The sequence below is a fragment of the Saccharopolyspora sp. NPDC002376 genome (assembly GCF_053593195.1).
On sequence record NZ_JBSFBZ010000022.1, the window covers coordinates 18,130 to 38,911 of the forward strand.

General features: G+C 66.8%; 34 protein-coding genes. 2 read left to right on the top strand and 32 right to left on the bottom strand.

Translation table 11 applies throughout. The annotated features are described in order from the left end of the window. Nucleotides 1-83: 83 nt before the first annotated feature. The 9 genes from ACWCO2_RS16765 to infA all read right to left on the bottom strand — a co-directional run bounded on the left by ACWCO2_RS16765 (nt 84) and on the right by infA (nt 5,900). A complete protein-coding gene (locus tag ACWCO2_RS16765) occupies nt 84-962 on the bottom strand; it encodes a DUF559 domain-containing protein (protein ID WP_450128638.1) in 879 nt (292 codons plus the stop codon). 259 nt (nt 963-1,221) lie between these two features. Next, entirely contained in the window at nt 1,222-2,100 is an 879-nt protein-coding gene (gene truA / locus ACWCO2_RS16770) for a tRNA pseudouridine(38-40) synthase TruA (protein WP_450128639.1), read from the bottom strand. Nucleotides 2,101-2,117: 17 nt separating this feature from the next. Further along, the gene (gene rplQ, locus ACWCO2_RS16775) at nt 2,118-2,648 is read right to left on the bottom strand and encodes a 50S ribosomal protein L17 (RefSeq protein ID WP_450128640.1); all 531 of its coding nucleotides are present in this window, start codon (nt 2,646-2,648) and stop codon (nt 2,118-2,120) included. A 47-nt stretch (nt 2,649-2,695) separates the two neighbouring features. Further along, nucleotides 2,696-3,778 carry a DNA-directed RNA polymerase subunit alpha gene (locus tag ACWCO2_RS16780; RefSeq protein ID WP_450128641.1) on the bottom strand — a complete coding sequence of 361 codons (1,083 nt, stop codon included), beginning with the start codon at nt 3,776-3,778 and terminating at the stop codon, nt 2,696-2,698. Between the two features lie 145 nt (nt 3,779-3,923). Next, entirely contained in the window at nt 3,924-4,529 is a 606-nt protein-coding gene (gene rpsD, locus ACWCO2_RS16785; RefSeq protein WP_450128642.1) for a 30S ribosomal protein S4, read from the bottom strand. Nucleotides 4,530-4,555: 26 nt separating this feature from the next. Next, the gene (gene rpsK / locus ACWCO2_RS16790) at nt 4,556-4,960 is read right to left on the bottom strand and encodes a 30S ribosomal protein S11 (RefSeq protein WP_450128643.1); all 405 of its coding nucleotides are present in this window, start codon (nt 4,958-4,960) and stop codon (nt 4,556-4,558) included. Nucleotides 4,961-4,985: 25 nt separating this feature from the next. Beyond that, the gene (rpsM, locus tag ACWCO2_RS16795; RefSeq protein ID WP_270947620.1) at nt 4,986-5,363 is read right to left on the bottom strand and encodes a 30S ribosomal protein S13; all 378 of its coding nucleotides are present in this window, start codon (nt 5,361-5,363) and stop codon (nt 4,986-4,988) included. Between the two features lie 147 nt (nt 5,364-5,510). Continuing rightward, complete coding sequence (gene rpmJ / locus ACWCO2_RS16800) at nt 5,511-5,624, bottom strand: 50S ribosomal protein L36 (RefSeq protein ID WP_010315372.1); 114 nt, start codon at nt 5,622-5,624, stop codon at nt 5,511-5,513. Between the two features lie 54 nt (nt 5,625-5,678). Then, nucleotides 5,679-5,900, bottom strand: a complete 222-nt coding sequence (gene infA / locus ACWCO2_RS16805; protein WP_009948665.1) for a translation initiation factor IF-1 — start codon at nt 5,898-5,900, stop codon at nt 5,679-5,681. Between the two features lie 383 nt (nt 5,901-6,283). Between infA and ACWCO2_RS16810 the strand changes: the two genes are divergently transcribed. Further along, nucleotides 6,284-6,949, top strand: a complete 666-nt coding sequence (locus ACWCO2_RS16810) for a class I SAM-dependent methyltransferase (protein WP_450128644.1) — start codon at nt 6,284-6,286, stop codon at nt 6,947-6,949. A gap of 231 nt (nt 6,950-7,180) precedes the next feature. Then, nucleotides 7,181-7,783 carry a class I SAM-dependent methyltransferase gene (locus ACWCO2_RS16815; protein ID WP_450128645.1) on the top strand — a complete coding sequence of 201 codons (603 nt, stop codon included), beginning with the start codon at nt 7,181-7,183 and terminating at the stop codon, nt 7,781-7,783. Nucleotides 7,784-7,914: 131 nt separating this feature from the next. On the opposite strand, the gene map is transcribed toward ACWCO2_RS16815, so the two are convergent. The 23 genes from map to rplC all read right to left on the bottom strand — a co-directional run bounded on the left by map (nt 7,915) and on the right by rplC (nt 20,753). Beyond that, nucleotides 7,915-8,706, bottom strand: a complete 792-nt coding sequence (gene map / locus ACWCO2_RS16820) for a type I methionyl aminopeptidase (RefSeq protein ID WP_450128646.1) — start codon at nt 8,704-8,706, stop codon at nt 7,915-7,917. A 121-nt stretch (nt 8,707-8,827) separates the two neighbouring features. Beyond that, the gene (locus tag ACWCO2_RS16825) at nt 8,828-9,382 is read right to left on the bottom strand and encodes an adenylate kinase (RefSeq protein WP_450128647.1); all 555 of its coding nucleotides are present in this window, start codon (nt 9,380-9,382) and stop codon (nt 8,828-8,830) included. A gap of 174 nt (nt 9,383-9,556) precedes the next feature. Continuing rightward, nucleotides 9,557-10,870 (bottom strand): preprotein translocase subunit SecY, encoded by a 1,314-nt coding sequence (secY, locus tag ACWCO2_RS16830; protein WP_450128648.1) that lies wholly within the window; start codon nt 10,868-10,870, stop codon nt 9,557-9,559. Nucleotides 10,871-11,262: 392 nt separating this feature from the next. Next, nucleotides 11,263-11,712, bottom strand: a complete 450-nt coding sequence (gene rplO, locus ACWCO2_RS16835; RefSeq protein WP_270947614.1) for a 50S ribosomal protein L15 — start codon at nt 11,710-11,712, stop codon at nt 11,263-11,265. Between the two features lies 1 nt (nt 11,713). Then, the gene (gene rpmD / locus ACWCO2_RS16840) at nt 11,714-11,896 is read right to left on the bottom strand and encodes a 50S ribosomal protein L30 (protein ID WP_351182750.1); all 183 of its coding nucleotides are present in this window, start codon (nt 11,894-11,896) and stop codon (nt 11,714-11,716) included. 3 nt (nt 11,897-11,899) lie between these two features. Beyond that, on the bottom strand, nt 11,900-12,511 hold the full coding sequence (gene rpsE / locus ACWCO2_RS16845; RefSeq protein ID WP_270947612.1) for a 30S ribosomal protein S5: 612 nt from the start codon (nt 12,509-12,511) through the stop codon (nt 11,900-11,902). 35 nt (nt 12,512-12,546) lie between these two features. Then, complete coding sequence (gene rplR / locus ACWCO2_RS16850) at nt 12,547-12,948, bottom strand: 50S ribosomal protein L18 (protein ID WP_270947611.1); 402 nt, start codon at nt 12,946-12,948, stop codon at nt 12,547-12,549. 2 nt (nt 12,949-12,950) lie between these two features. Next, complete coding sequence (gene rplF / locus ACWCO2_RS16855) at nt 12,951-13,490, bottom strand: 50S ribosomal protein L6 (RefSeq protein ID WP_450128649.1); 540 nt, start codon at nt 13,488-13,490, stop codon at nt 12,951-12,953. 16 nt (nt 13,491-13,506) lie between these two features. Further along, nucleotides 13,507-13,905: a 30S ribosomal protein S8 gene (rpsH, locus tag ACWCO2_RS16860; protein WP_450128650.1), complete on the bottom strand. Its 399-nt coding sequence runs from the start codon at nt 13,903-13,905 to the stop codon at nt 13,507-13,509. 228 nt (nt 13,906-14,133) lie between these two features. Next, nucleotides 14,134-14,319, bottom strand: a complete 186-nt coding sequence (locus ACWCO2_RS16865; RefSeq protein ID WP_270947608.1) for a type Z 30S ribosomal protein S14 — start codon at nt 14,317-14,319, stop codon at nt 14,134-14,136. Nucleotides 14,320-14,322: 3 nt separating this feature from the next. Further along, the gene (gene rplE / locus ACWCO2_RS16870; protein ID WP_450128651.1) at nt 14,323-14,886 is read right to left on the bottom strand and encodes a 50S ribosomal protein L5; all 564 of its coding nucleotides are present in this window, start codon (nt 14,884-14,886) and stop codon (nt 14,323-14,325) included. Nucleotides 14,887-14,888: 2 nt separating this feature from the next. Then, a complete protein-coding gene (gene rplX, locus ACWCO2_RS16875) occupies nt 14,889-15,203 on the bottom strand; it encodes a 50S ribosomal protein L24 (protein WP_270947606.1) in 315 nt (104 codons plus the stop codon). After that, complete coding sequence (gene rplN / locus ACWCO2_RS16880; RefSeq protein WP_093155213.1) at nt 15,203-15,571, bottom strand: 50S ribosomal protein L14; 369 nt, start codon at nt 15,569-15,571, stop codon at nt 15,203-15,205. Before rplN ends, rplX begins: the two co-directional genes overlap by 1 nt. A 153-nt stretch (nt 15,572-15,724) precedes the next feature. Next, the gene (gene rpsQ, locus ACWCO2_RS16885) at nt 15,725-16,003 is read right to left on the bottom strand and encodes a 30S ribosomal protein S17 (RefSeq protein ID WP_093155214.1); all 279 of its coding nucleotides are present in this window, start codon (nt 16,001-16,003) and stop codon (nt 15,725-15,727) included. Beyond that, the gene (gene rpmC, locus ACWCO2_RS16890) at nt 16,000-16,242 is read right to left on the bottom strand and encodes a 50S ribosomal protein L29 (protein ID WP_270929395.1); all 243 of its coding nucleotides are present in this window, start codon (nt 16,240-16,242) and stop codon (nt 16,000-16,002) included. The genes rpsQ and rpmC overlap by 4 nt, the downstream gene beginning before the upstream one ends. After that, nucleotides 16,242-16,661 (bottom strand): 50S ribosomal protein L16, encoded by a 420-nt coding sequence (gene rplP / locus ACWCO2_RS16895; protein WP_270947605.1) that lies wholly within the window; start codon nt 16,659-16,661, stop codon nt 16,242-16,244. Before rplP ends, rpmC begins: the two co-directional genes overlap by 1 nt. A 3-nt stretch (nt 16,662-16,664) precedes the next feature. After that, complete coding sequence (rpsC, locus tag ACWCO2_RS16900; RefSeq protein WP_450128652.1) at nt 16,665-17,498, bottom strand: 30S ribosomal protein S3; 834 nt, start codon at nt 17,496-17,498, stop codon at nt 16,665-16,667. Then, nucleotides 17,498-17,917: a 50S ribosomal protein L22 gene (gene rplV / locus ACWCO2_RS16905; protein ID WP_029536138.1), complete on the bottom strand. Its 420-nt coding sequence runs from the start codon at nt 17,915-17,917 to the stop codon at nt 17,498-17,500. Before rplV ends, rpsC begins: the two co-directional genes overlap by 1 nt. Nucleotides 17,918-17,960: 43 nt before the next feature. Continuing rightward, complete coding sequence (gene rpsS, locus ACWCO2_RS16910) at nt 17,961-18,242, bottom strand: 30S ribosomal protein S19 (protein ID WP_450128653.1); 282 nt, start codon at nt 18,240-18,242, stop codon at nt 17,961-17,963. 18 nt (nt 18,243-18,260) lie between these two features. Next, nucleotides 18,261-19,094 (bottom strand): 50S ribosomal protein L2, encoded by an 834-nt coding sequence (rplB, locus tag ACWCO2_RS16915; RefSeq protein ID WP_450128654.1) that lies wholly within the window; start codon nt 19,092-19,094, stop codon nt 18,261-18,263. A 29-nt stretch (nt 19,095-19,123) separates the two neighbouring features. Further along, nucleotides 19,124-19,423: a 50S ribosomal protein L23 gene (gene rplW, locus ACWCO2_RS16920; protein WP_450128655.1), complete on the bottom strand. Its 300-nt coding sequence runs from the start codon at nt 19,421-19,423 to the stop codon at nt 19,124-19,126. Next, nucleotides 19,420-20,103 (bottom strand): 50S ribosomal protein L4, encoded by a 684-nt coding sequence (gene rplD / locus ACWCO2_RS16925; RefSeq protein WP_450128656.1) that lies wholly within the window; start codon nt 20,101-20,103, stop codon nt 19,420-19,422. The genes rplW and rplD overlap by 4 nt, the downstream gene beginning before the upstream one ends. Further along, entirely contained in the window at nt 20,103-20,753 is a 651-nt protein-coding gene (gene rplC / locus ACWCO2_RS16930; protein WP_270947599.1) for a 50S ribosomal protein L3, read from the bottom strand. Before rplC ends, rplD begins: the two co-directional genes overlap by 1 nt. Nucleotides 20,754-20,782: the final 29 nt, after the last annotated feature.

Sequence of the window (20,782 nt, forward strand, 5' to 3'; positions counted from 1 at the left end):
GGGGTGGGTGCTCCCAAATTTCCCTAAATTTGGAGCACCCACTCCCTTTCGCATGCCTGGGCCCGGTCAGGGAGCCCCCAGATTTAGGGAAATTTGAGAGCCCTCCCCAGGACGGCAGCCTCAACTTCCTCGACGATCCGGTTCGGCGACTCAGCCAGATCCTGCGCAGTAACTACGATGACGTGCCAGCCGTTGGACCTCAGCCAACGGAGCCGACGTTGGTCGCGCTGGAACTGCGCGGCGTCTGCGTGCCAGGCACCGTCGTACTCAACCAGCACCTTCGCCTCTTCGAAACCGAGGTCGGCGCGCAGCATCGCACCCGTTTCACCAGGAATCTCCAGCTGCGGAACCGGTTTGAGGCCGGCCAGCACGAACATCACGCGCAGCACAGACTCAGGGATCGACTCCGCCCGGTGGTCGAGGAGCTCGAAAGCACGGCGCGCCCGATTGATCCCGTGGTCGTGGCGCCCTTCCAGGTACCGCCCGATGGTCTCCTTGTCGATCACGCGCGCATGCAGCAGTGCGTCGCAAAGCCCGACGGCCTGATACAGCGAGTTTCGAATGAGGAGATCGAGTGCGGTCCGTTCCAACGTCGCGAGACGGACACCGAACCACGGAGCGCTTTCAAACCCGTAGTTCCGCACATCCCAGCTCCGAACGCCGTGCAGCCGCTTACACCCCTTGATGAGGACCTCGACGGGGTCTTGCGGCCGGGCTATCGGCACTCCATGCAGAGTCGCCGCCGACTTGCCCGTGATCACGGCTTCGGGTGGGAGTTTCATCGCTGCAGCCCGACATCGAAGCTCATGAGTCAGCGGCATTTCCGCTGATCTGTAAACCCCCTGGAGCACACGACGGTACTCGGAGCTCTTCAGATCGTCATCGGTCAGCCCAGCCTGAAGCGCTTCAACGCGGGTGAACAGGCCGGGGCAGCTACCAAGTGCAAGCAGATTCGTAGGCATGCACAGAGGGTCCTAACTTGATCACCCAGCGTGCAAGTGAATTAGGAAATCTGTGCACAGATCCGTCCCCTGTGGACAATTCGCCTGCCACGTAAGAGTGAGTTCTCCCAATTTTAGGGAAATTTGGAACCCCTGCCACGCCCCGGCACCACAGAGGAACTCCAAATTTAGGGAAATTTGGAACGAGCCTGGACGCGGAGCCCGTCGGCGCTGGCCGTAGGTTCCCAAATTTAGGGAAATTTGGAGCCTTGTCCCCCGGTCAGGGGCGGGTGCGGAGGGCTCTGGTTTGGGTGGCTCGGGATTCCAGGTCTTCGTCTGGGGGGTAGTCGATGGCCGTGAGGGTTAGGCCGTGCGCTGGGGCTACCGCTGTGGTGCGGGTTTCCGACTCCAGGACCTCCGCCGGCCAGGGGCGGGGGCGGCGGCCGTCGCCGACCATCAGGAGGGTGCCCACCAGGCTTCGGACCATCGAGTGGCAGAAGGCGTCCGCGCTCACGTGCACGGCGATCAGGTGGTCGTCGATGCGCTCCCACTCGAAGCGCTGGAGCTCGCGCACCGTCGTAGCGCCGTCCCGCGGCTTGCAGTACGCCGCGAAGTCGTTGAGGCCCAACAATTCTTGGGACGCCGTGTTGAGCGCGCCCACGTCCAGCGGACGGTTCCAGGCGAGGGTGTCCCGGCGGCGCAGCGGGTCAACACCCCACGGCGCGTCGGACACCTGGTAGCGATAGTGGCGCCGCAGCGCCGAAAAACGGGCGTCGAAGGCCGAAGGGACCACTCGCGCGCCCAACACCCGCACATCCGCGGGCAGGATCCGGTTCCACCGGTGCACCATCCGACCGAGGTCCGGAATGCCTTGCGCGTCAACGGGAACCCGACTGCCACCGGCCTCGTGAGGCACCACGTCGGCGTGCACGACCTGCCCCGACGCGTGCACCCCGGAGTCCGTGCGACCGGCCACCACCACCGAGCGCGGCACCGACCGGCCCGGCGGCTGCTTCGCCAGCGCGTCCTCGACCAGTCCCTGCACGGTGCGCTGGCCCGGTTGCTTGGCCCAACCGCAGAAGTCCGTGCCGTCGTAGGACACGTCGAGGCGCACGCGAACGAGCCCGCCGTCCCCAGCGGGAACAACGGGCTCGTTCACAGCACTGCGTGCCGGAATCAGGACTCGTCCTTCTTCTCGGCAGCGGTGTCCTCGGCCTTGGCCTCGGTCTCGGCGGTCTCCGCCGGAGCCTCGGCAGCCTCGGTGGCCTCGGCCGCAGGGGCCTCCTCCACCTTCGGCTCGTCCTTGGCGAACTTCGTGCCGCGAGCGGCCTCCGCCTCGGTGGTGACCAGCTGCTCGGTCACCAGCGCGATGACGGCCATCTTCGCGTTGTCACCCTTGCGCGGCATCGTCTTGATGACGCGGGTGTAACCGCCATTGCGTTCCGCGAAGTGCGGGCCGATCTCGGCGAAGAGCTTGTGCACGACGTCCTTGTCGCGGATGGTCTTCAGGACCTCGCGACGGTTGTGCAGGTCACCCTTCTTGGCCTTGGTGATCAGCCGCTCGGCGATCGGCCGCAGCCGCTTCGCCTTCGCCTCGGTGGTGGTGATCCGCCCGTGCTCGAACAGCGCGGTGGCCAGGTTGGCCATGATGAGCCGCTCGTGCGCCGGCGACCCGCCGAGACGCGGACCCTTGGTCGGGGTGGGCATCGGTTGCTCCTCTCAGGGCGCGCCGGAACCCCGGACGCGCAACACAGCTACAGCTGCTCTGTCTCCGCGTAGTCCTGACCGTCGTCGTAGCCGTTGTCCTCGACCGGGCCGACCGAACCGATGGTGGCCTCGTCCTCGGAGGACCAGCCCTCGGACGGGTACTCGGCGGCCGCGGCGGACGGGTCGAACCCGGGCGGGCTGTCCTTGAGCGCGAGCCCAAGGCCGACCAGCTTCATCTTGACCTCGTCGATGGACTTCGCACCGAAGTTGCGGATGTCCAGCAGGTCGGCCTCGCTGCGCGAGACCAGCTCGCCGACGGTGTGGATGCCCTCCCGCTTGAGGCAGTTGTAGGAGCGCACCGTCAGGTCGAGGTCCTCGATCGGCATCGCGTAGGCCGCGATGGTGTCGGCCTCGGCCGGCGACGGGCCGATCTCGATGCCCTCGGCATCGACGTTGAGCTCGCGGGCGAGCCCGAACAGCTCGACGAGAGTGCGACCTGCCGACGCCACCGAGTCACGCGGGGTGATCGACGGCTTGCTCTCCACGTCGAGGACCAGCTTGTCGAAGTCCGTGCGCTGCTCGACACGGGTCGCCTCGACCTTGTAGGTCACCTTCAGCACCGGCGAGTAGATCGAGTCCACCGGGATGCGGCCGATCTCGGCACCGGTCGCCTTGTTCTGCATCGCAGGGACGTAGCCGCGACCGCGCTCGACGACGAGCTCGATCTCCAGCTTGCCCTTCGCGTTCAGCGTGGCGATGTGCAGATCGGGGTTGTGCACCGTGACACCCGCCGGCGGCACGATGTCCGCGGCGGTGACCTCACCCGGGCCCTGCTTGCGCAGGTACATCGTCACCGGCTCGTCTTCCTCGGAGCTGACGACCAGCTCCTTGATGTTCAGGATGACGTCGGTGACGTCCTCCTTCACACCCGGAATAGTGGTGAACTCGTGCAGCACACCGTCGATGCGCAGGCTGGTGACCGCCGCCCCCGGGATGGACGAGAGCAGCGTGCGGCGCAACGAGTTGCCGAGGGTGTAACCGAAGCCCGGCTCCAGCGGCTCGATGACGAACCGGGAGCGGGTCTCCGACACGACCTCTTCGGACAGTGTGGGTCGCTGGGAGATGAGCACTTGACTTTCCTTTCCTCACGGCGCCCGCTATTTGACGCCGATGGAATGGCGTGCCCGCATGACGCGGGCCGGTGGCGGATTCCTGCACCGCCACCGCAGGCTGCGAGCCGCCGACGACCGCTGATGCGGTCGTCGGCGGGCCGCGTCACTTCGAGTAGAGCTCGACGATGAGCTGCTCGGTGACCGGGGTGTCGATCTGCGCGCGCTCCGGGCGCTGGTGCACCAGGATCCGCAGGTTCGAGGGCACGACCTGAAGCCAGGCCGGAACCGGACGGTCGCCCAGGGTCTCCTTGGCGATGATGAACGGCGTGGTGCCCATGGCCTTCGGCTTGACGTCGATGATGTCCCACTTCGAAACCTGGAAGCTGGGGACGTTCACCTTCTTGCCGTTGACCGTGAAGTGGCCGTGGCTGACCAGCTGACGCGCCATGCGGCGGGTGCGGGCCAGGCCAGCGCGGTACACGACGTTGTCCAGCCGGGACTCCAGCAACTGAAGGAGGTTGTCACCGGTCTTGCCCGGGCGACGGTTCGCTTCCTCGTAGTAGTTGCGGAACTGCTTCTCCAGCACGCCGTAGGTGAACCGGGCCTTCTGCTTCTCCTGGAGCTGCAGCAGGTACTCGGTTTCCTTGACGCGCGCGCGGCCGTGCTGACCGGGCGGGTACGGGCGACGTTCGAACGCCTGGTCACCGCCGACGAGGTCAACCTTCAGGCGGCGAGACTTGCGGGTCGCGGGACCGGTATAACGAGCCATCTTAGTTCTTTACTCCTTCCCGCGACTCAGACCCGACGACGCTTCGGCGGGCGGCAGCCGTTGTGCGGCTGCGGGGTGACGTCCTGGATGGTGCCGACCTCGAGACCGGCCGCCTGCAGCGACCGGATCGCCGTCTCGCGACCCGAACCCGGGCCCTTGACGAAGACGTCGACCTTCTTCATGCCGTGCTCGGAGGCCTTGCGGGCCGCGTTCTCGGCGGCCATCTGCGCGGCGAACGGGGTGGACTTGCGGGAGCCCTTGAACCCGACGTGGCCCGCGGAGGCCCAGCTGATCACCGCACCGGTGGGGTCGGTGATCGAAACGATGGTGTTGTTGAACGTGCTCTTGATGTGGGCTTGCCCGTGAGCGACGTTCTTCTTTTCCTTGCGCCGCACCTTCTTGACGGCGCCAGCGCGAGACTTGGGTGGCATAGCTTTAGCTGACTCCTAGCGAGGCTTACTTCTTGGCCTTCTTCTTGCCGGCGACCGTCTTCTTCGGACCCTTGCGGGTACGGGCGTTGGTCTTGGTCCGCTGCCCGTGCAACGGCAGGTGGCGGCGGTGACGCAGCCCCTGGTAGCAACCGATCTCGATCTTCCGGCGGATGTCGGCCTGGACCTCGCGGCGGAGGTCACCCTCAACCCGGTAGTTGTTCTCGATGAAGTCGCGCAGCGCGGTGAGCTGCTCGTCATCGAGGTCACGCGGCTTGGCATCGGCCGAGACACCGGTAGCGGCGAGGATTTCCTTCGCCCGGGTCTTGCCGATCCCGAAGATGTAGGTGAGTGCGATCTCCATGCGCTTCTCGCGCGGGAGGTCGACTCCGACGAGCCGTGCCATGCGGCTCCTTCTCCTTCTCTCAGTCCAGGTCTGCTCCCACCCCATCCCCGCACGTGGCAGGGCCCCGGCCTGGCCCGGGGGTCAGCCGACCCACTCACGGGTCGACAGGTGGCGGAAGATCCTTGGTTGTCTAAGCGACTACTGCGCTCAGCCCTGACGCTGCTTGTGTCGGGCGTTGTCGCAGATCACCAGAACCCGCCCGTGACGGCGGATGACCTGGCACTTGTCGCAGATTCGCTTCACACTCGGCTGGACCTTCACGGTCGTGCTCTCCTGCTCGAACGCGTGCTCGGGATCACCCGAACACCGTGGAGGTCACTTGTAGCGGTAGACGATGCGCCCACGGGAGAGGTCGTACGGCGAGAGCTCCACCACGACCCGGTCCTCGGGCAGGATGCGGATGTAGTGCTGGCGCATCTTGCCACTGATGTGTGCGAGGACCTTGTGGCCGTTCTCCAACTCGACGCGGAACATCGCGTTGGGGAGTGGCTCGATCACCCGACCCTCGACCTCAATGGCCCCGTCTTTCTTGCCCATGTCCTCCGCGTTTCGTGACGGTGACGGTTTTCGGACCGAAGTCCCTGCCGCTGATACCGGAGGCCCCGGCACCCGCGACGGACGCACACCGGACCCCGGTCCGGAACACCGAAGAAGTCCTCTCCCGCACACTCGGGAAGGGATACCCAGGCACAACGAACCGACGCCAGGAGCGCGCCGATGTTCCATCGTACGCGCCGCCGATTGCCCCCTCACATCGGGGCAGCTCAACGCGGTTCCCATCACTCAGCGTCACCCACAAGTGACGCCTGCGCCAGCACCACTCCACGGCCGCTTGCGGGAGCGCTCCAAGTCTCACTACGTTCGATCAATCGCACGACACCGCGGTCGAGGCCCAGACCCAGGGATTACCGAGGAGCAGCGTGACGACACCGCAGCAGGACCACCAGGACCCGCGCACCGCGCCGTGGCTGAACCGGGCCGGCCGGAACGCCTCCCGCAAGCTCGGCGAGTACCGGACCTTCCTCAACACAGCGGTGCGCAACCCCAGGATGGTCGGCGCCGCCACCCCGACCTCGGCCGCTGTCGCCGCGACCGTCGCCCAGGTCGTGCCCACGACCGGCTCCCCCGTGGTCGTCGAGCTGGGCCCCGGCACGGGATCGCTGAGCAACGGCATCCACGCGCGTCTGCCGCACGGGGCGCGGCACATCGGCATCGAACTCGGCGGGGACATGGTCGAGCACCTGCGGGCGCACAAGCCGTGGCTGGAGGTCGTGCACGCCGACGCCGGCGACCTGCTGGCCCTACTGGACAAGCGGGGCATCGACCGGGTCGACGCGATGATCAGCAGCATCCCGTGGTCGCTGATGCCCGGCAGCGCCCAGGACCACGTCCTGCGCCAGGCCGCGGAGGCCCTCGCTCCGCAGGGCGCGTTCACCGCGCTCACCTACCTGCCCGCCGACCAGACCGCCGGCGGCCGCCGCTTCCGCAACCGCCTGGAGCACGTCTTCGACGAAGTGCTCACGCACACCACGTGGCGCAACCTGCCGCCGATCCTGCACTACATCTGCCGCCGCCCCCTGCAGTGACCGGCATCCTCCAAGGGTCGTGATCTGGGACTCAGCGCAGGATGACCCGGAGGTGCCCGCGCGCTCGCCGCAGCACGCTCGGATCATGGCCCGAAACGCACGACTTCCGACCACGCAGGGCGACGTGTCGACTCCGCTCCGCTATCTCGCTGCGACTTTCCGTCAACGGTTGCACGCTGCACCCCGTGAGGGGATACCGTCTCCGCGTTCCACTGGATGGTAGGAGTAGGCGTGAGCAAGCGAAGGAAGCTGCGCGAGTACTGGACGTTCCTCAACAGCGCAGCTCGTCAGCCGTCCACAGTGGGCGCCGTGCTGCCGACGTCCCGGTACGTCGCGGATGCCGTGGCCGCAGTGGTGCCCAGCAGCGGCTCACCGACGATTCTGGAACTCGGACCGGGTACCGGCGCGCTCAGCGAACCGATCCAGCGCAGGCTCTCCGAGGGGGCGCGTCACCTGGCGGTCGAGATCGACCCGAAGCTGGTCCGCTACCTGCAGAGCACCAAGCCCTGGCTGGAAGTGATCGAGGGGGACGCCACCCACCTGCGCAAACTCCTCGACGAGGCGGGAGTGGACAAGGTCGACGCGGTGATCAGCAGTATCCCGTGGACGCTCCTGCCCCCGCAGAAGCAGCGCGACCTGCTGCACGAAGCGGCCTCGGTGATGTCGGCGGACGGGGTGTTCACCACCGTCACCTATCTGACGACGCTGTGGCGGCCGCCGACCCGGGCGTTCGTCGACGCCCTGCACGACACCTTCGACGAGGTGATGCCGCGGTCCACGGTCTGGCGCAACGTACCCCCGGCCCGCGTCTACGCCTGCCGCCGACCCCGCTGACGCTCCGAGTGCGATTTCCATGGAAATCGCATCTCTCCGGCCCGTCCGAATCCGACATGCCGGAGGTCGTGGACGATTACCACGATTCCCGCTGAAATCGGGTAGTCGGTCTCAACGGAAATCGCGGGAGGTCACTTCTCGGGAGCGGTGAGCACCCAGGGGCCGTCTTCGGTGATCGCGACCGTGTGCTCCCAGTGCGCCGACCGGGAACCGTCGGCCGTGACCACGGTCCACTCGTCGTCGAGCTCCTCGGTCTCGGCGGTGCCGAGCGTCAGCATCGGCTCCACCGCGATCGCCATGCCGACGCGCAGCTTCGGGCCCTTGCCCGGCTTGCCGAGGTTCGGCAGGAACGGCTCCATGTGCATCTGGGTGCCGATGCCGTGACCGCCGTACTCGGCGATGATCCCGAACTCCAGGCCGTCGGCCTTGGCCGCGGCCAGCGCTGCGGTCTCCACCGCGTGGGAGATGTCGGTCAGCCTGTTGCCGGCCCGGACCTTCTCGATCCCGGCCCACATCGAGGCCTCGGTGGCGGCGGACAGCGCGCGGTCCTTCTCGCCGATCTCGCCGATCGCCAGCGTCACCGCGGAGTCGCCGTGCCAGCCGTCCAGGATCGCGCCGCAGTCCACCGAGAGCAGGTCGCCCTCGGCCAGGACCTCGTCGCGCGACGGGATGCCGTGCACGACCTTCTCGTTCAGCGAGGCGCAGATCGACGCCGGGAAGCCGTGGTAGCCCTGGAAGGACGGCACCGCCCCGGCATCGCGGATGGTCTGCTCGGCGAGCTCGTCCAGCTCACCGGTGCTCACGCCGACCTTCGCCTGCGCGGTCACCGCCGCGAGCGCGCTGGCGACCACCAGGCCTGCCTCGCGCATCGCCTCGATCTCGCCACGAGACTTGAGCTCGATGCCCTTCCCCCGACGCAACAACGCACTCACCTTCAATAAAGAATCTTCGGATTGCTTCACGCAGCGGCGCCGGCGGCGACGAATGGCATCGCCGCTCACCTGACGGCACACCGCAGCCCCGATCACCCGGGGCTCGACAAGCTCAGCTGCGGTCGCGGAGCGCGGCCAGCGCGCGAGCGGTGATGTCCTCGATCGAGCCCACCGCGTCGATCTTGATGATCCGGTCCTGGTAGTAGGACAGCAGCGGCTCGGTCTCCTCGCGGTAGACCGCGAGCCGGCGACGGATGACGTCCTCGGTGTCGTCGGAGCGGCCGCGCGCCAGCATGCGCGTGACCAGTTCCTCCTCCGGCACGTCGAACTGCAGCACGGCGGTCAACTCGGTGCCTTTGTCCGCCAGCATGTCGCGCAGCACGTCGGCCTGCGCGGTGTTGCGCGGGTAGCCGTCGAGCAGGAAGCCCTGCGCCGCGTCCTCGTCGGAGAGGCGGTCGCGCACCATCTCGTTGGTGACCTCGTCCGGCACCAGCTCACCGGCGTCCATGTAGCTCTTGGCCTTCTGGCCGAGCGGGGTCTCGTTGCCGATGTTGGCGCGGAACAGATCTCCGGTGGAGATGTGCGGAACACCGAGCTGCTCGCTCAGCACCGCGGCCTGGGTGCCCTTGCCCGCACCTGGCGGGCCGACGAGAACCAATCGCACCAAGGGTCTGCCTCCGAATCAATCCGATCGCACGCCAACTCCTGACGAGCGTTGCGCGGCGCCCACCTGCCTGCGAGCGACCGCTGCTCAACCCCACGCATGGGCCGGACGTACGCACCAGCCATGCCGAAACCTGCGGTTTCCGGGCACGGCGAAGCCGCGCCCGGACCGCTCAGCTTACCGGAGGAATCCCTCGTACTTGCGCTGCGTGAGCTGGCTCTCGATTTGCTTCACGGTGTCCAGGCCGACGTTGACCATGATCAGCACCGCGGTGCCGCCGAACGGGAAGTTCTGGTTCTGGCCCTGTCCACCGGTGATGCCGAGGAAGAAGTTCGGCAGGATCGCGATGATGCCCAGGTACAGCGCGCCCGGCAGCGTGATCCGGGAGAGCACGAAGTTCAGGTACTCGGCGGTCGGCCGGCCCGGACGGATGCCCGGGATGAAGCCGCCGAACTTCTTCATCTCGTCGGCGCGCTCTTCCGGGTTGAACGTGATCGACACGTAGAAGTACGCGAAGAAGACGATCAGCGACATGTAGAGCAGGATGTGCACCCAGCTGGACGGGGCGACGATGTAGGTCTGGATGAACCGCGCCCACCAGGTGTCCTGGTTGCCGGCCAGCTGACCGATCAGCTGCGGCAGGTACAGCAGCGACGAACCGAAGATGACCGGGATGACACCCGCTTGGTTCACCTTCAGCGGCAAGTAGGTCGAGGTGCCGCCGTACATCCGGCGGCCGATCATGCGCTTGGCATACTGCACCGGGATCCGGCGCTGCGCCTGCTCGATGAACACGACTGTGCCGATGATGACGACCGCGAAGGCGCAGACCACGGTGAACACGAGGCCGCCGTGCGACTGCAGGATCATGCCGCCCTCGGCCGGGATGCGGGCCGCGATGGAGGTGAAGATCAGCAGCGACATGCCGTTGCCGATGCCGCGCTCGGTGATCAGCTCACCCATCCACATCAGCACCGCCGCGCCAGCGGTCATGACGATCACGATGGTGACCATGTTCAGCACCGAGTCGTCCGGGATCGGCGAGACCGAGCAGCCCTGGAACAGCTGACCGCGCACGGCGAGCGCCACCACGCCGGTGCCCTGCAGGATCGCCAGCGCGATCGCCAGGTACCGGGTGTACTGGGTCAGCTTCGCCTGGCCGGACTGGCCTTCCTTCTTCAGCTGCTCGAAGCGCGGAATGACCACCTGCAGCAGCTGGATGATGATGCTCGCGGTGATGTAGGGCATGATGCCCAGCGACAACACCGACAGCTGCAGCAGCGCACCACCGCTGAAGAGGTTGAGCAAGGAGTAGACGCCCTGCGAGCCGCTGCCCTGGATCTGCTCGATGCACTGCTGAATGTTCGGGTACGACACCCCGGGAGAGGGGATCGTCGCGCCGAGCCGGTACAGCACCACCATGCCGAGGGTGAACAGGATCTTGCGGCGCAGGTCCGGCGTCGCCAGAGCCGAGCGGAAGGCGCCGAGCACGCGAACCTCCTGTACGCGAGCCAGTCGAAACCGGCCGGGGAAAGATGCGGCAATTTCCGCAGCACCCGTTCATCACGGCACTGCCGGGGCGACTCTAGCAGGCTATGAGCCCACCACGTTCGGCGACTGAAGCCTCACGCGTGATCACCGCGTACGCCGACGGCGAACATCACCACCAGCAGTCACACGAGTCCCGAAAACCCCGTTGCCACAACGGTTTTGGACGATCAATCGGCCCTTTCCGCGACCTGCGGAACACGACCCGGAAATGCGGGCGGGACGACTTTTCGCCGGGAGGACCGGGAAAAGTGCCCCGCGCACATCACCTGATTGGGAAAAACGGTGAGGGCCGATCGACTCATCGTCGACCGGCCCTCATCGCGTTCGCCTCGTCAGCGGTCCAGCTTGGTGACCGAACCACCCGCGGCGGTGAGCTTCTCCTGGGCGCTGCCCGTGAACGCGTGAGCGGTCACGTCCAGCTTGACGCCCTCCAGGTCCCCGTCGCCGAGGATCTTCACGAGCTCGTTCTTCTTGACCAGGCCCTTGGCGACCAGCTCGTCGATGCCGACGGTGCCACCCTCCGGGAACGCCTGGGCCAGACGACCGATGTTCACACCCTGGTACTCGGTGCGGAAGCGGTTCTTGAAGCCGCGGAGCTTCGGGAGCCGCATGTGGATCGGCATCTGCCCGCCCTCGAAGCGGGGCGAGACGTTCTTCCGGGCCTTGGTGCCCTTGGTACCGCGACCAGCGGTCTTGCCCTTGGAGCCCTCACCGCGGCCGACGCGGATCTTGTCGCGCTTGGCACCCGGGGCCGGACGCAGGTCGTGCAGTTTGATGACCATGTCAGTCGACCTCCTCGACCGTCACCAGGTGACGGACGGCATTGATCATGCCGCGCACGTTCGAGTCATCCGGACGCACCACGGACTGACGGATCTTGCGCAGCCCGAGGGAGCGCATGGTGTCGCGCTGGTTCTGCTTGGAGCCGACCAGACCGCGCACCTGGGTGATCTTCAGCTGTGCCATGGATCAGACCCCCTGCCCCGCAGCACGCGCGCGCAGGATGAACGCCGGAGCGACGTCCTCGAGCGGCAGGCCACGACGAGCCGCGACCTCCTCCGGCCGCTGCAGCTGCTTCAGCGCGTCGACCGTGGCGTGCACGATGTTGATCGGGTTGTCGCTGCCCAGCGACTTGCTCAGCACGTCGTGGATGCCGGCGCACTCCAGGACCGCGCGCACCGGGCCACCGGCGATAACACCGGTACCGGCGCTGGCCGGACGCAGCAGCACGACGCCAGCGGCCTCCTCACCCTGGACCGGGTGAGTGATGGTGCCGCCCAGGCGCGGGACGCGGAAGAAGTTCTTCTTCGCTTCCTCGACACCCTTGGCGATCGCCGCCGGAACTTCCTTGGCCTTGCCGTAACCGACACCGACCATGCCGTCACCGTCGCCGACGACGACCAGCGCGGTGAAGCTGAAGCGCCGACCACCCTTGACGACCTTCGCGACGCGGTTGATGGTCACGACCCGTTCGAACTGCGGGGTCTTCTCTTGGGCCGCCCCGCCACGGCCGCCGTCGCGGCGGTCCCGGCGGTCCTTGCCGCCGGACTCCCCGCCCTCACGCCGAGTGCGTCCAGGCATCAGGCGTCCCTTCCGTTCTCGTTCTTACGCACTTGTCAGAACTCCAGTCCGCCGTCACGCGCGGCGTCCGCGAGCGCGGCGACCCGACCGTGGTAGTCGTTACCGCCGCGGTCGAAGACGACCTTCTCGATGCCGGCGTCCTTGGCCCGGGCAGCGACGAGCTCGCCGACCTTGGTGGCCTTGGCCTTCTTGTCGCCCTCGAAAGCGCGGACGTCGGTCTCCAGGCTGGTGGCCGAAGCCAAGGTGTGACCCTTGGTGTCGTCGATGACCTGCGCAACGATGTGGCGCAGCGACCGGGTCACGACCAGGCGCGGGCGCTCGGACGTGCCGAGGATCTTCTTGCGGATGCGCGTGTGCCGCTTGGCGCGGGCCAGCCGACGCTTGGTCGAGATGTCCTTGCCCACCGGCTTGCGCTTGGTAGCTGTCGTCTCGCTCATGGTCACTTACCCGTCTTCCCGACCTTGCGGCGGATGTTCTCACCTGCGTAGCGGACACCCTTGCCCTTGTACGGGTCCGGCTTGCGCAGCTTGCGAATCCTGGCCGCGATCTCGCCGACCAGCTGCTTGTCGATGCCCTTGACCGCAATCTTGGTCGGGCCGTCGACCGCGAACTGGATGCCTTCCGGCGGTTCGATCACGATGGGGTGGCTGTAGCCCAGGGCGAACTCGAGGTTCGAGCCCTTCAACAGCACGCGGTAACCGACGCCGTGGATCTCCAGGTCCTTCTGGTAACCCTGGCTGACCCCGATGACCATGTTGTTCACCAGGGTGCGGGTGAGCCCGTGCAGCGAACGGCTCTCCCGCTCGTCGTCGGGGCGCTTCACCAGGACCGCACCGTCTTCATCCCGCTCGACGATGATCGGCTCCGCGACCTGGTGGTCCAGCGTGCCCTTGGGGCCCTTCACCGTCACCGACTGGCCGTCGATGGTCACCTCGACGCCGGAGGGGACGGTGATCGGCAGCTTTCCGATGCGCGACATAGCCGCTCCTCCTCCCTTACCAGACGTAGGCGAGGACTTCCCCGCCCACGCCGTTCTTCATGGCCTGCCGGTCGGTCAGGAGACCGCCGGAGGTCGAGATGATGGCGACGCCCAGGCCACCCAGAACCTTCGGGAGGTTGGTGGACTTGGCGTAGACCCGCAGACCGGGCTTGGAAACCCGGCGCAGGCCCGCGATGCTCCGCTCGCGGTTCGGGCCGTACTTGAGCTCGACAACGAGCTCCTTGCCCCTCTCGCCCTCTTCAACGCGGGAGCCCGAAACGTAGCCCTCGCGCTTGAGGATCTCGGCGATGTTCGCCTTCAGCTTGGAGTGCGGCATCACGACCTCGTCGTGGTATGCCGAGTTTCCGTTGCGCAGACGCGTCAGCATGTCTGCGATCGGATCGGTCATCGTCATGACCTGCTCAACCTTTCTCGTCTGGTTCCGATGGGTCCCGACCGGACACCGCCCGGAGGCGGCGCGTCTGGACCCTGGCCTGGACGAAGTTCGGGGTGCCCGACCGCGATGGCCGGTCCCTTGTCATTTCGCGTGCAAGCACGGCGTTCGCCGCGGAGCGTGGGCATCAGCCCTGGTAACGCCTGCTGAGGGTACCGGTAGCCGGCATCACCTCAGCAGGCGGGCACATCACCAGGAAGACTTGCTCACGCCGGGCAGCTCGCCCGCGTGCGCCATCTCGCGGAAGCACACGCGGCACAGCCCGAACTTGCGGAACACCGCCCGCGGACGCCCGCAGCGCTGGCAGCGGGTGTAGCCGCGAACGCCGAACTTCGGCTTGCGCGAAGCCTTGATAACCAGCGCCTTCTTGGCCATCGCTCAGTTCTCCTTGAACGGGAAGCCCAGGTGCTTCAGCAGCGCCCGGCCCTCCTCATTGTTGGTGGCCGTGGTAACGACGGTGATGTCCATGCCGCGCGGACGGTCGATGCTGTCCGGGTTGATCTCGTGGAACATCGACTGCTCGTTCAGGCCGAACGTGTAGTTGCCCCGGCCGTCGAACTGCTTCGGCGACAGCCCGCGGAAGTCGCGGATTCGCGGCAGCGCGATGGTGACCAGGCGGTCCAGGAACTCCCACATCCGGTCGCCGCGCAGGGTGACCCGCGCACCGATCGGCATGCCCTCGCGAAGCTTGAACTGCGCGATGGACTTGCGGGCCTTGCGGATCTCCGGCTTCTGACCGGTGATGATCGCCAGGTCGCGGACCGCGCCCTCGATCAGCTTGCTGTCCCGAGCGGCGTCGCCAACACCCATGTTGACCACGACCTTGACCACGCCGGGCGTCTGCATCACGTTGGAGTAGTTGAACTCCTCGTTGAGCGCCTGGCGGATCTCCTCGCGGTAACGGGTCTTGAGCCGCGGGACGATCTTCTCAGCGGTAGTCATGATCAGACGTCCTTACCGTTACGACGAGAGATGCGAACCTTCTTGCCGTCCTCACCGATGCGGTAGCCGACTCGGGTGGGCTTGCCATCGGAGTCCACGACCATCACGTTGCTCACGTGGATCGGCGCTTCCTGGGTGACGATGCCGCCGGACTGCGCACCACGCTCGGTCCGAGAGACCTTGGTGTGCTTCTTGATCCGGTTGACACCCTCGACCAGAACTCGCTGCTCCTGCGGCATGGCCTGAATGACCTTGCCCTTGGCGCCCTTGTCCTTGCCGGAGATAACGACGACCGTGTCGCCCTTCTTGACCTTCATCACAAGACCTCCGGCGCGAGCGAGATGATCTTCATGAACTTCTTGTCGCGCAGTTCACGGGCGACCGGCCCGAAGATGCGGGTTCCGCGGGGCTCGCCGCCCGGCTTCACCAGCACCGCAGCGTTCTCGTCGAACCGGATGTAGGAACCGTCCGGGCGACGCCTTTCCTTCTTCTGCCGGACGATGACGGCCTTGACCACATCGCCCTTCTTGACATTGGCACCGGGGATGGCTTCCTTGACGGTCGCCACGATGATGTCCCCGAGGCCCGCGTAGCGACGACCCGACCCACCGAGGACACGGATCGTGAGGATCTCCTTGGCCCCGGTGTTGTCGGCGACGCGCAGTCGCGACTCCTGCTGGATCACGTCTTTCTCCCTGACCCTAAGTACCCGGGCTCGGTTGCCCGAGCACACTCTGGCGCGCCAAATTGCCGACCTGACGCGCGCGGTCAACTTCCGGCATGAAGCCCGGCTGGTCGCTGGGTTTCCCCGCGGCCAGCCGGGCCGCACACCTTCGTCTTACTTGGCCTTCTCGAGGATCTCGACGAGCCGCCAGCGCTTGCTGGCCGACAGCGGCCGAGTCTCCATCAGCAGCACGCGGTCGCCGACGCCGGCCGAGTTGGCCTCGTCGTGCGCCTTGACCTTGCTGGTCTGGCGCATGACCTTGCCGTAGAGGGCGTGCTTCTTGCGGTCCTCGAGGGAGACCACGATCGTCTTGTCCATCTTGTCCGAGACGACGTAGCCCTCGCGCACCTTGCGACGGTTGCGCTCCACGCCCTGTCCTTCTTTCTCGCTCATGCCGCGCCCTCCTCAGCGCCTTCGGGGGAAACCGTCAGGCCGAGTTCACGCTCTCGCATGATCGTGTAGATCCGGGCGATGTCCTGCCGGACCGTGCGCAGCCGCCGGTTGTTGCTCAGCTGACCGGTGGCCATCTGGAAGCGGAGGTTGAACAGCTCCTCCTTCGCTTCCTTCAGCCGCTGGACGAGCTCCTCGTCGTTAAGCTCGCGGAGCTCGGAAGCGGTGACACCCGCTGCCATCAGAAGTCACCACCCTCGCGGGACACGATCTTGCACTTCATCGGGAGCTTGTGCGCCGCACGGGTCAGCGCCTCGATCGCCGTCTTCTCGTTCGGGAAGGTCAGCTCGAACATGATGCGTCCGGGCTTGACGTTGGCGACCCAGGACTCCGGCGAACCCTTACCCGAACCCTGACGGGTTTCGGCGGGCTTCTTGGTCAGCGGGCGGTCCGGGAAGATGTTGATCCACACCTTGCCGCCACGCTTGACGTGCCGGTTGATCGCGATACGGGCCGATTCGATCTGGCGGTTGGTCACGTAGCCGTGCTCGATCGCCTGAATGCCGTACTCACCGAAGCTGATCTTGGTGCCACCCTTGGCGAAGCCCTTGCGCTTCGGTGCGTGGCTCTTGCGCCACTTCACCCTGCGTGGGACGAGCACGTCTCAGCCCTCCGTCTTCTCTTCAGCCGCAGCAGCCTGCGGCTGCTCGCCCTCCGCGGCCTTGTCGGCCTTGGCGGACTTGTCAGCTGCAGCGCGGTCCGCGCCGGCACCCCGGCGACGACCGCCGCGGTCGGAACGGCCACCGCGGTCACCGCGGTCACCGCCGCGCGGCGGACGGACCTCGGACTCCTGCTGCTTCTGCTTCAGGCCACCGACCAGCTCGCCCTTGTAGATCCACACCTTGACGCCGATGCGCCCGAAGGTGGTGCGGGCCTCGAAGAAGCCGTAGTCGATGTCCGCGCGCAGCGTGTGCAGCGGGACCCGACCCTCGCGGTAGAACTCCGAGCGGGACATCTCCGCGCCGCCCAGGCGACCGCCGCACTGCACCCGGATGCCCTTGACCTGCGGCGAACGCATGGCCGACTGAATGGCCTTGCGCATCGCGCGACGGAAGGACACGCGGTTGGACAGCTGCTCGGCCACGCCCTGCGCGACCAGCTGGGCGTCCGCCTCGGGGTTCTTGACCTCGAGGATGTTCAGCTGAACCTGCTTGCCGGTCAGCTTCTCCAGCGCACCGCGGATGCGGTCCGCCTCAGCACCGCGGCGACCGATCACAATGCCCGGCCGAGCGGTGTGGATGTCCACCCGAACCCGCTCGCGGGTGCGCTCGATCTCAACCTTCGAGATCCCAGCGCGCTCCATGCCGCGAGACAGCTGCCGGCGGATCTTGACGTCCTCCGCGACGTACTCCGAGTACTGCTTGTCGGCGTACCAGCGGGACTTCCAGTCCGTGGTGATGCCGAGTCGGAAGCCGTGCGGGTTGATCTTCTGACCCACTACCGGGCACTCCCCTTCTGGCTCTTTCGGGACTTGGTCGCCGCCTTCGGCCGGGACTCGACCTCGACCGTGATGTGGCTGGTCCGCTTGCGGATCCGGTACGCACGACCCTGCGCACGCGGCCGGAACCGCTTCAACGTCGGGCCCTCGTCCACGTAGGCGTGGCGCACGACCAGCGTCTCCGGGTCGAGGGAGAGGTTGTTCTCAGCGTTGGCGATCGCACTGGCGAGCACCTTCGACACCGGACCGCTGGCGGTCTGCGGCGCGAACTGGAGCACGGCCAGGGCATCGGCGGCACTCCGGCCCTTGATGAGCTCGACCACGCGGCGCGCCTTCATCGGCGACACGCGGACGAACCGGGCCCGCGCCACTGCGTGCGGGAATTCCTCCGCGGCAGTGGAGTCGGTACGGGCTGTCATCCTGCTACCCCTTGCTCTTACTCGTTCGTGTCACAGACCCGCCTCAGCGGCGGCGCGACTTCCGGTCATCCTTGACGTGGCCCTTGAAGGTTCGGGTCGGGGCGAATTCGCCCAGCTTGTGCCCGACCATCGCCTCGGTGACGAACACCGGGACGTGCTTCCGGCCGTCGTGCACCGCGAAGGTGTGCCCCAGCATGTCCGGAATGATCGTGGACCGGCGGGACCAGGTCTTGATCACGGTCTTCTTGCTCGACTCGTTCAGCGCGTCCACCTTCTTGAGCAGGTGGTCGTCCACGAACGGGCCCTTCTTCAGGCTGCGTGGCATGTTTGCTTACCTCCCTGCTCAGCGCTTCTTGCCGGTGCGACGGCGGCGGACGATGAGCTTGTCACTAGGCTTGTTGCGGCGGGTACGCCCCTCCGGCTTGCCCTTCGGGTTGACCGGGTGTCGACCACCGGAGGTCTTACCCTCACCACCACCGTGCGGGTGGTCCACCGGGTTCATGACGACACCACGGACGGTCGGGCGCTTGCCCTTCCACCGCATGCGGCCGGCCTTACCCCAGTTGATGTTGGCGTGCTCCGAGTTGCCGACCTCGCCGACGGTGGCCCGGCACCGCGCGTCCACGTTGCGGATCTCGCCCGAAGGCATCCGCAGCTGGGCGTACGGGCCGTCCTTGGCCACCAGCTGCACCCGGGCACCGGCCGAACGAGCGATCTTCGCACCCTGTCCGGGGCGGAGCTCGATCGCGTGGATCACGGTGCCGGTCGGGATGTTGCGCAGCGGCAGGTTGTTGCCCGGCTTGATGTCGGCCCGAGGACCGCTCTCGATCGCGTCGCCCTGCTCGATCTGGTTCGGCGCGATGATGTAGCGCTTCTCGCCGTCGGCGTAGTGCAGGAGCGCGATCCGAGCACTGCGGTTCGGGTCGTACTCGATGTGCGCGACCTTGGCCGGCACACCGTCCTTGTCATTGCGGCGGAAGTCGATCAGGCGGTAGGCCCGCTTGTGACCGCCACCCTTGTGGCGCGTGGTGATCTTGCCCTGTGCGTTGCGACCCGCCTTGCGGTTCAGCGGACGCACGAGCGACTTCTCCGGCTCCGACCGGGTGATCTCGGCGAAGTCGGACACGCTGCTGCCACGACGCCCTGGCGTCGTCGGCTTGTACTTGCGAATGCCCATGGTTAACGCAACCTCGTCCTAATCAGCCGTCAGGCGGCCGGTCCGCCGAAGATCTCGATCGGCTTGCTCTCCGGCGACAGGGTGACGATCGCCCGCTTGGTGGTCTTGCGCTTGCCGAAGCCGGTGCGGCTCCGCTTGCGCTTGCCCTCGCGGTTGATCGTGTTGACGCTGGTGACCTTGACGTCGAAGATCTTCTCGATCGCGATCTTGATCTCGGTCTTGTTCGAGCGGGGGTCCACCAGGAAGGTGTACTGGCCCTGCTCGAGGAGCCCGTAGCTCTTCTCGGAGATCACCGGCGCCTGGATGATGTCTCGCGGGTCGGCGCTCACTGCTCTGCCTCCTCGGCGGAAGACGCGGCGGCCTTGACCGACCGGCCCTTGGCCGGACCAGCGACGAAGCGCTCGAACGCGGCCTTGGTGAACACCACGTCGTCGCTGTTCAGCACGTCGTAGGTGTTCAGCTGACCGGGGTCGATCAGGTGCACGTTCTGCAGGTTCCGCAGGCTCAGCCAGGAGTTCTCCTCCTCGTGGCGGTTGAGCACAACCAGAACCTTCTTGGACTCGGTCCAGTTCCGCAGCGCGGTCTTGGCCGACTTGGTGGACGGCTGCTCGCCGCCGACCACACCGGTCACCACGTGCAGCTGGCCGGCGCGAACCCGGTCGGAGAGGGCACCGCGCAGAGCGGCGACCTTCATCTTCTTCGGGGTCCGCTGGGAGTAGTCCCGCGGCTGCGGGCCGTGGACGATGCCACCGCCGGTGAACTGCGGGGCGCGGATCGAGCCCTGGCGGGCGTTGCCGGTGCCCTTCTGGCGGTACGGCTTCTTGCCACCGCCGGACACCTGACCGCGCGTCTTCGTGGCGTGGGTGCCCTGGCGCGCAGCGGCCAGCTGGGCCACCACGACCTGGTGCATCAGCGCCACGTTGGCCTGCACGTCGAAGATCTCGGCGGGCAGGTCGACAGTGCCGTCGGTCTTACCGTCCGGGGTACGGACGTCGAGCGTCAGGCTCATCACGCACCACCCTTCGCAGGACTCTTAACCAGGACCAGGCCGCCCTTGGGGCCGGGCACTGCGCCCTTGATCAGCAGAAGGCCGGTCTCGGCCTCCACCTTGTGGACCTTCAGGTTCTGGGTAGTGACGCGGTCCCGACCCATGCGCCCGGCCATCCGCATGCCCTTGAACACGCGACCGGGGGTGGCGCAGCCACCGATGGAACCGGGCTTGCGGTGCACCGCCTGGGTACCGTGGCTCGCGCCCTGGCTGCGGAAGCCGTGGCGCTTGATGGTGCCCGCGAAGCCCTTGCCCTTGCTGGTGCCGACGACGTCGACCACAGCGCCCGCCTCGAAGAGGTCGGCGCTGATCTCCTGGCCCAGCTCGTATTCGCCGGCGTCCGCGGTGCGCAGCTCGACGACGTGACGGCGCGGGGTGACACCGGCCTTGGTGAAGTGGCCGCTCCGCGGCTTGTTCACCTTGCGCGGGTCGATGGCGCCGAACGCCAGCTGCACGGCCGAGTAGCCGTCCTTCTCGGGGGTCCGAATCTGGGTAACCACGTTCGGCCCGGCCTGAACGACCGTCACCGGAACAATCCGGTTCTTGTCGTCGAAGACCTGGGTCATGCCGAGCTTGGTGCCCAGAATCCCCTTGATCTGCCTGTCAGACATAGGTCTCGTTTTCTCCAGCTACCTCGTCG

Coding starts and splice junctions, on each gene's coding strand:
- rpsM (WP_270947620.1), bottom strand. CDS start 5,363: ATGGCACGGCTCGTCGGAGTCGACCTCCCGCGCGAGAAGCGCATGGAG.
- rpsH (WP_450128650.1), bottom strand. CDS start 13,905: ATGACGATGACCGATCCGATCGCAGACATGCTGACGCGTCTGCGCAAC.
- rpmD (WP_351182750.1), bottom strand. CDS start 11,896: ATGGCACAGCTGAAGATCACCCAGGTGCGCGGTCTGGTCGGCTCCAAG.
- rpsQ (WP_093155214.1), bottom strand. CDS start 16,003: ATGAGCGAGAAAGAAGGACAGGGCGTGGAGCGCAACCGTCGCAAGGTG.
- rpsD (WP_450128642.1), bottom strand. CDS start 4,529: ATGGCTCGTTATACCGGTCCCGCGACCCGCAAGTCTCGCCGCCTGAAG.
- rplF (WP_450128649.1), bottom strand. CDS start 13,490: ATGTCGCGCATCGGAAAGCTGCCGATCACCGTCCCCTCCGGCGTCGAG.
- rplC (WP_270947599.1), bottom strand. CDS start 20,753: ATGTCTGACAGGCAGATCAAGGGGATTCTGGGCACCAAGCTCGGCATG.
- rplR (WP_270947611.1), bottom strand. CDS start 12,948: ATGAGCGAGACGACAGCTACCAAGCGCAAGCCGGTGGGCAAGGACATC.
- rplE (WP_450128651.1), bottom strand. CDS start 14,886: ATGACTACCGCTGAGAAGATCGTCCCGCGGCTCAAGACCCGTTACCGC.
- rplX (WP_270947606.1), bottom strand. CDS start 15,203: ATGAAGGTCAAGAAGGGCGACACGGTCGTCGTTATCTCCGGCAAGGAC.
- rplB (WP_450128654.1), bottom strand. CDS start 19,094: ATGGGCATTCGCAAGTACAAGCCGACGACGCCAGGGCGTCGTGGCAGC.
- rplV (WP_029536138.1), bottom strand. CDS start 17,917: ATGACAGCCCGTACCGACTCCACTGCCGCGGAGGAATTCCCGCACGCA.
- rplO (WP_270947614.1), bottom strand. CDS start 11,712: ATGGTCATCAAACTGCACGACCTGCGTCCGGCCCCGGGTGCCAAGCGC.
- rpsS (WP_450128653.1), bottom strand. CDS start 18,242: ATGCCACGCAGCCTGAAGAAGGGCCCGTTCGTGGACGACCACCTGCTC.
- ACWCO2_RS16765 (WP_450128638.1), bottom strand. CDS start 962: ATGCCTACGAATCTGCTTGCACTTGGTAGCTGCCCCGGCCTGTTCACC.
- rplQ (WP_450128640.1), bottom strand. CDS start 2,648: ATGCCCACCCCGACCAAGGGTCCGCGTCTCGGCGGGTCGCCGGCGCAC.
- rpsE (WP_270947612.1), bottom strand. CDS start 12,511: ATGCCTGGACGCACTCGGCGTGAGGGCGGGGAGTCCGGCGGCAAGGAC.
- infA (WP_009948665.1), bottom strand. CDS start 5,900: ATGGGCAAGAAAGACGGGGCCATTGAGGTCGAGGGTCGGGTGATCGAG.
- rplD (WP_450128656.1), bottom strand. CDS start 20,103: ATGAGCCTGACGCTCGACGTCCGTACCCCGGACGGTAAGACCGACGGC.
- rpsK (WP_450128643.1), bottom strand. CDS start 4,960: ATGCCACCCAAGTCTCGCGCTGGCGCCGTCAAGAAGGTGCGGCGCAAG.
- rpmC (WP_270929395.1), bottom strand. CDS start 16,242: ATGGCAGCGGGTGTCACCGCTTCCGAGCTCCGCGAGCTTAACGACGAG.
- ACWCO2_RS16865 (WP_270947608.1), bottom strand. CDS start 14,319: ATGGCCAAGAAGGCGCTGGTTATCAAGGCTTCGCGCAAGCCGAAGTTC.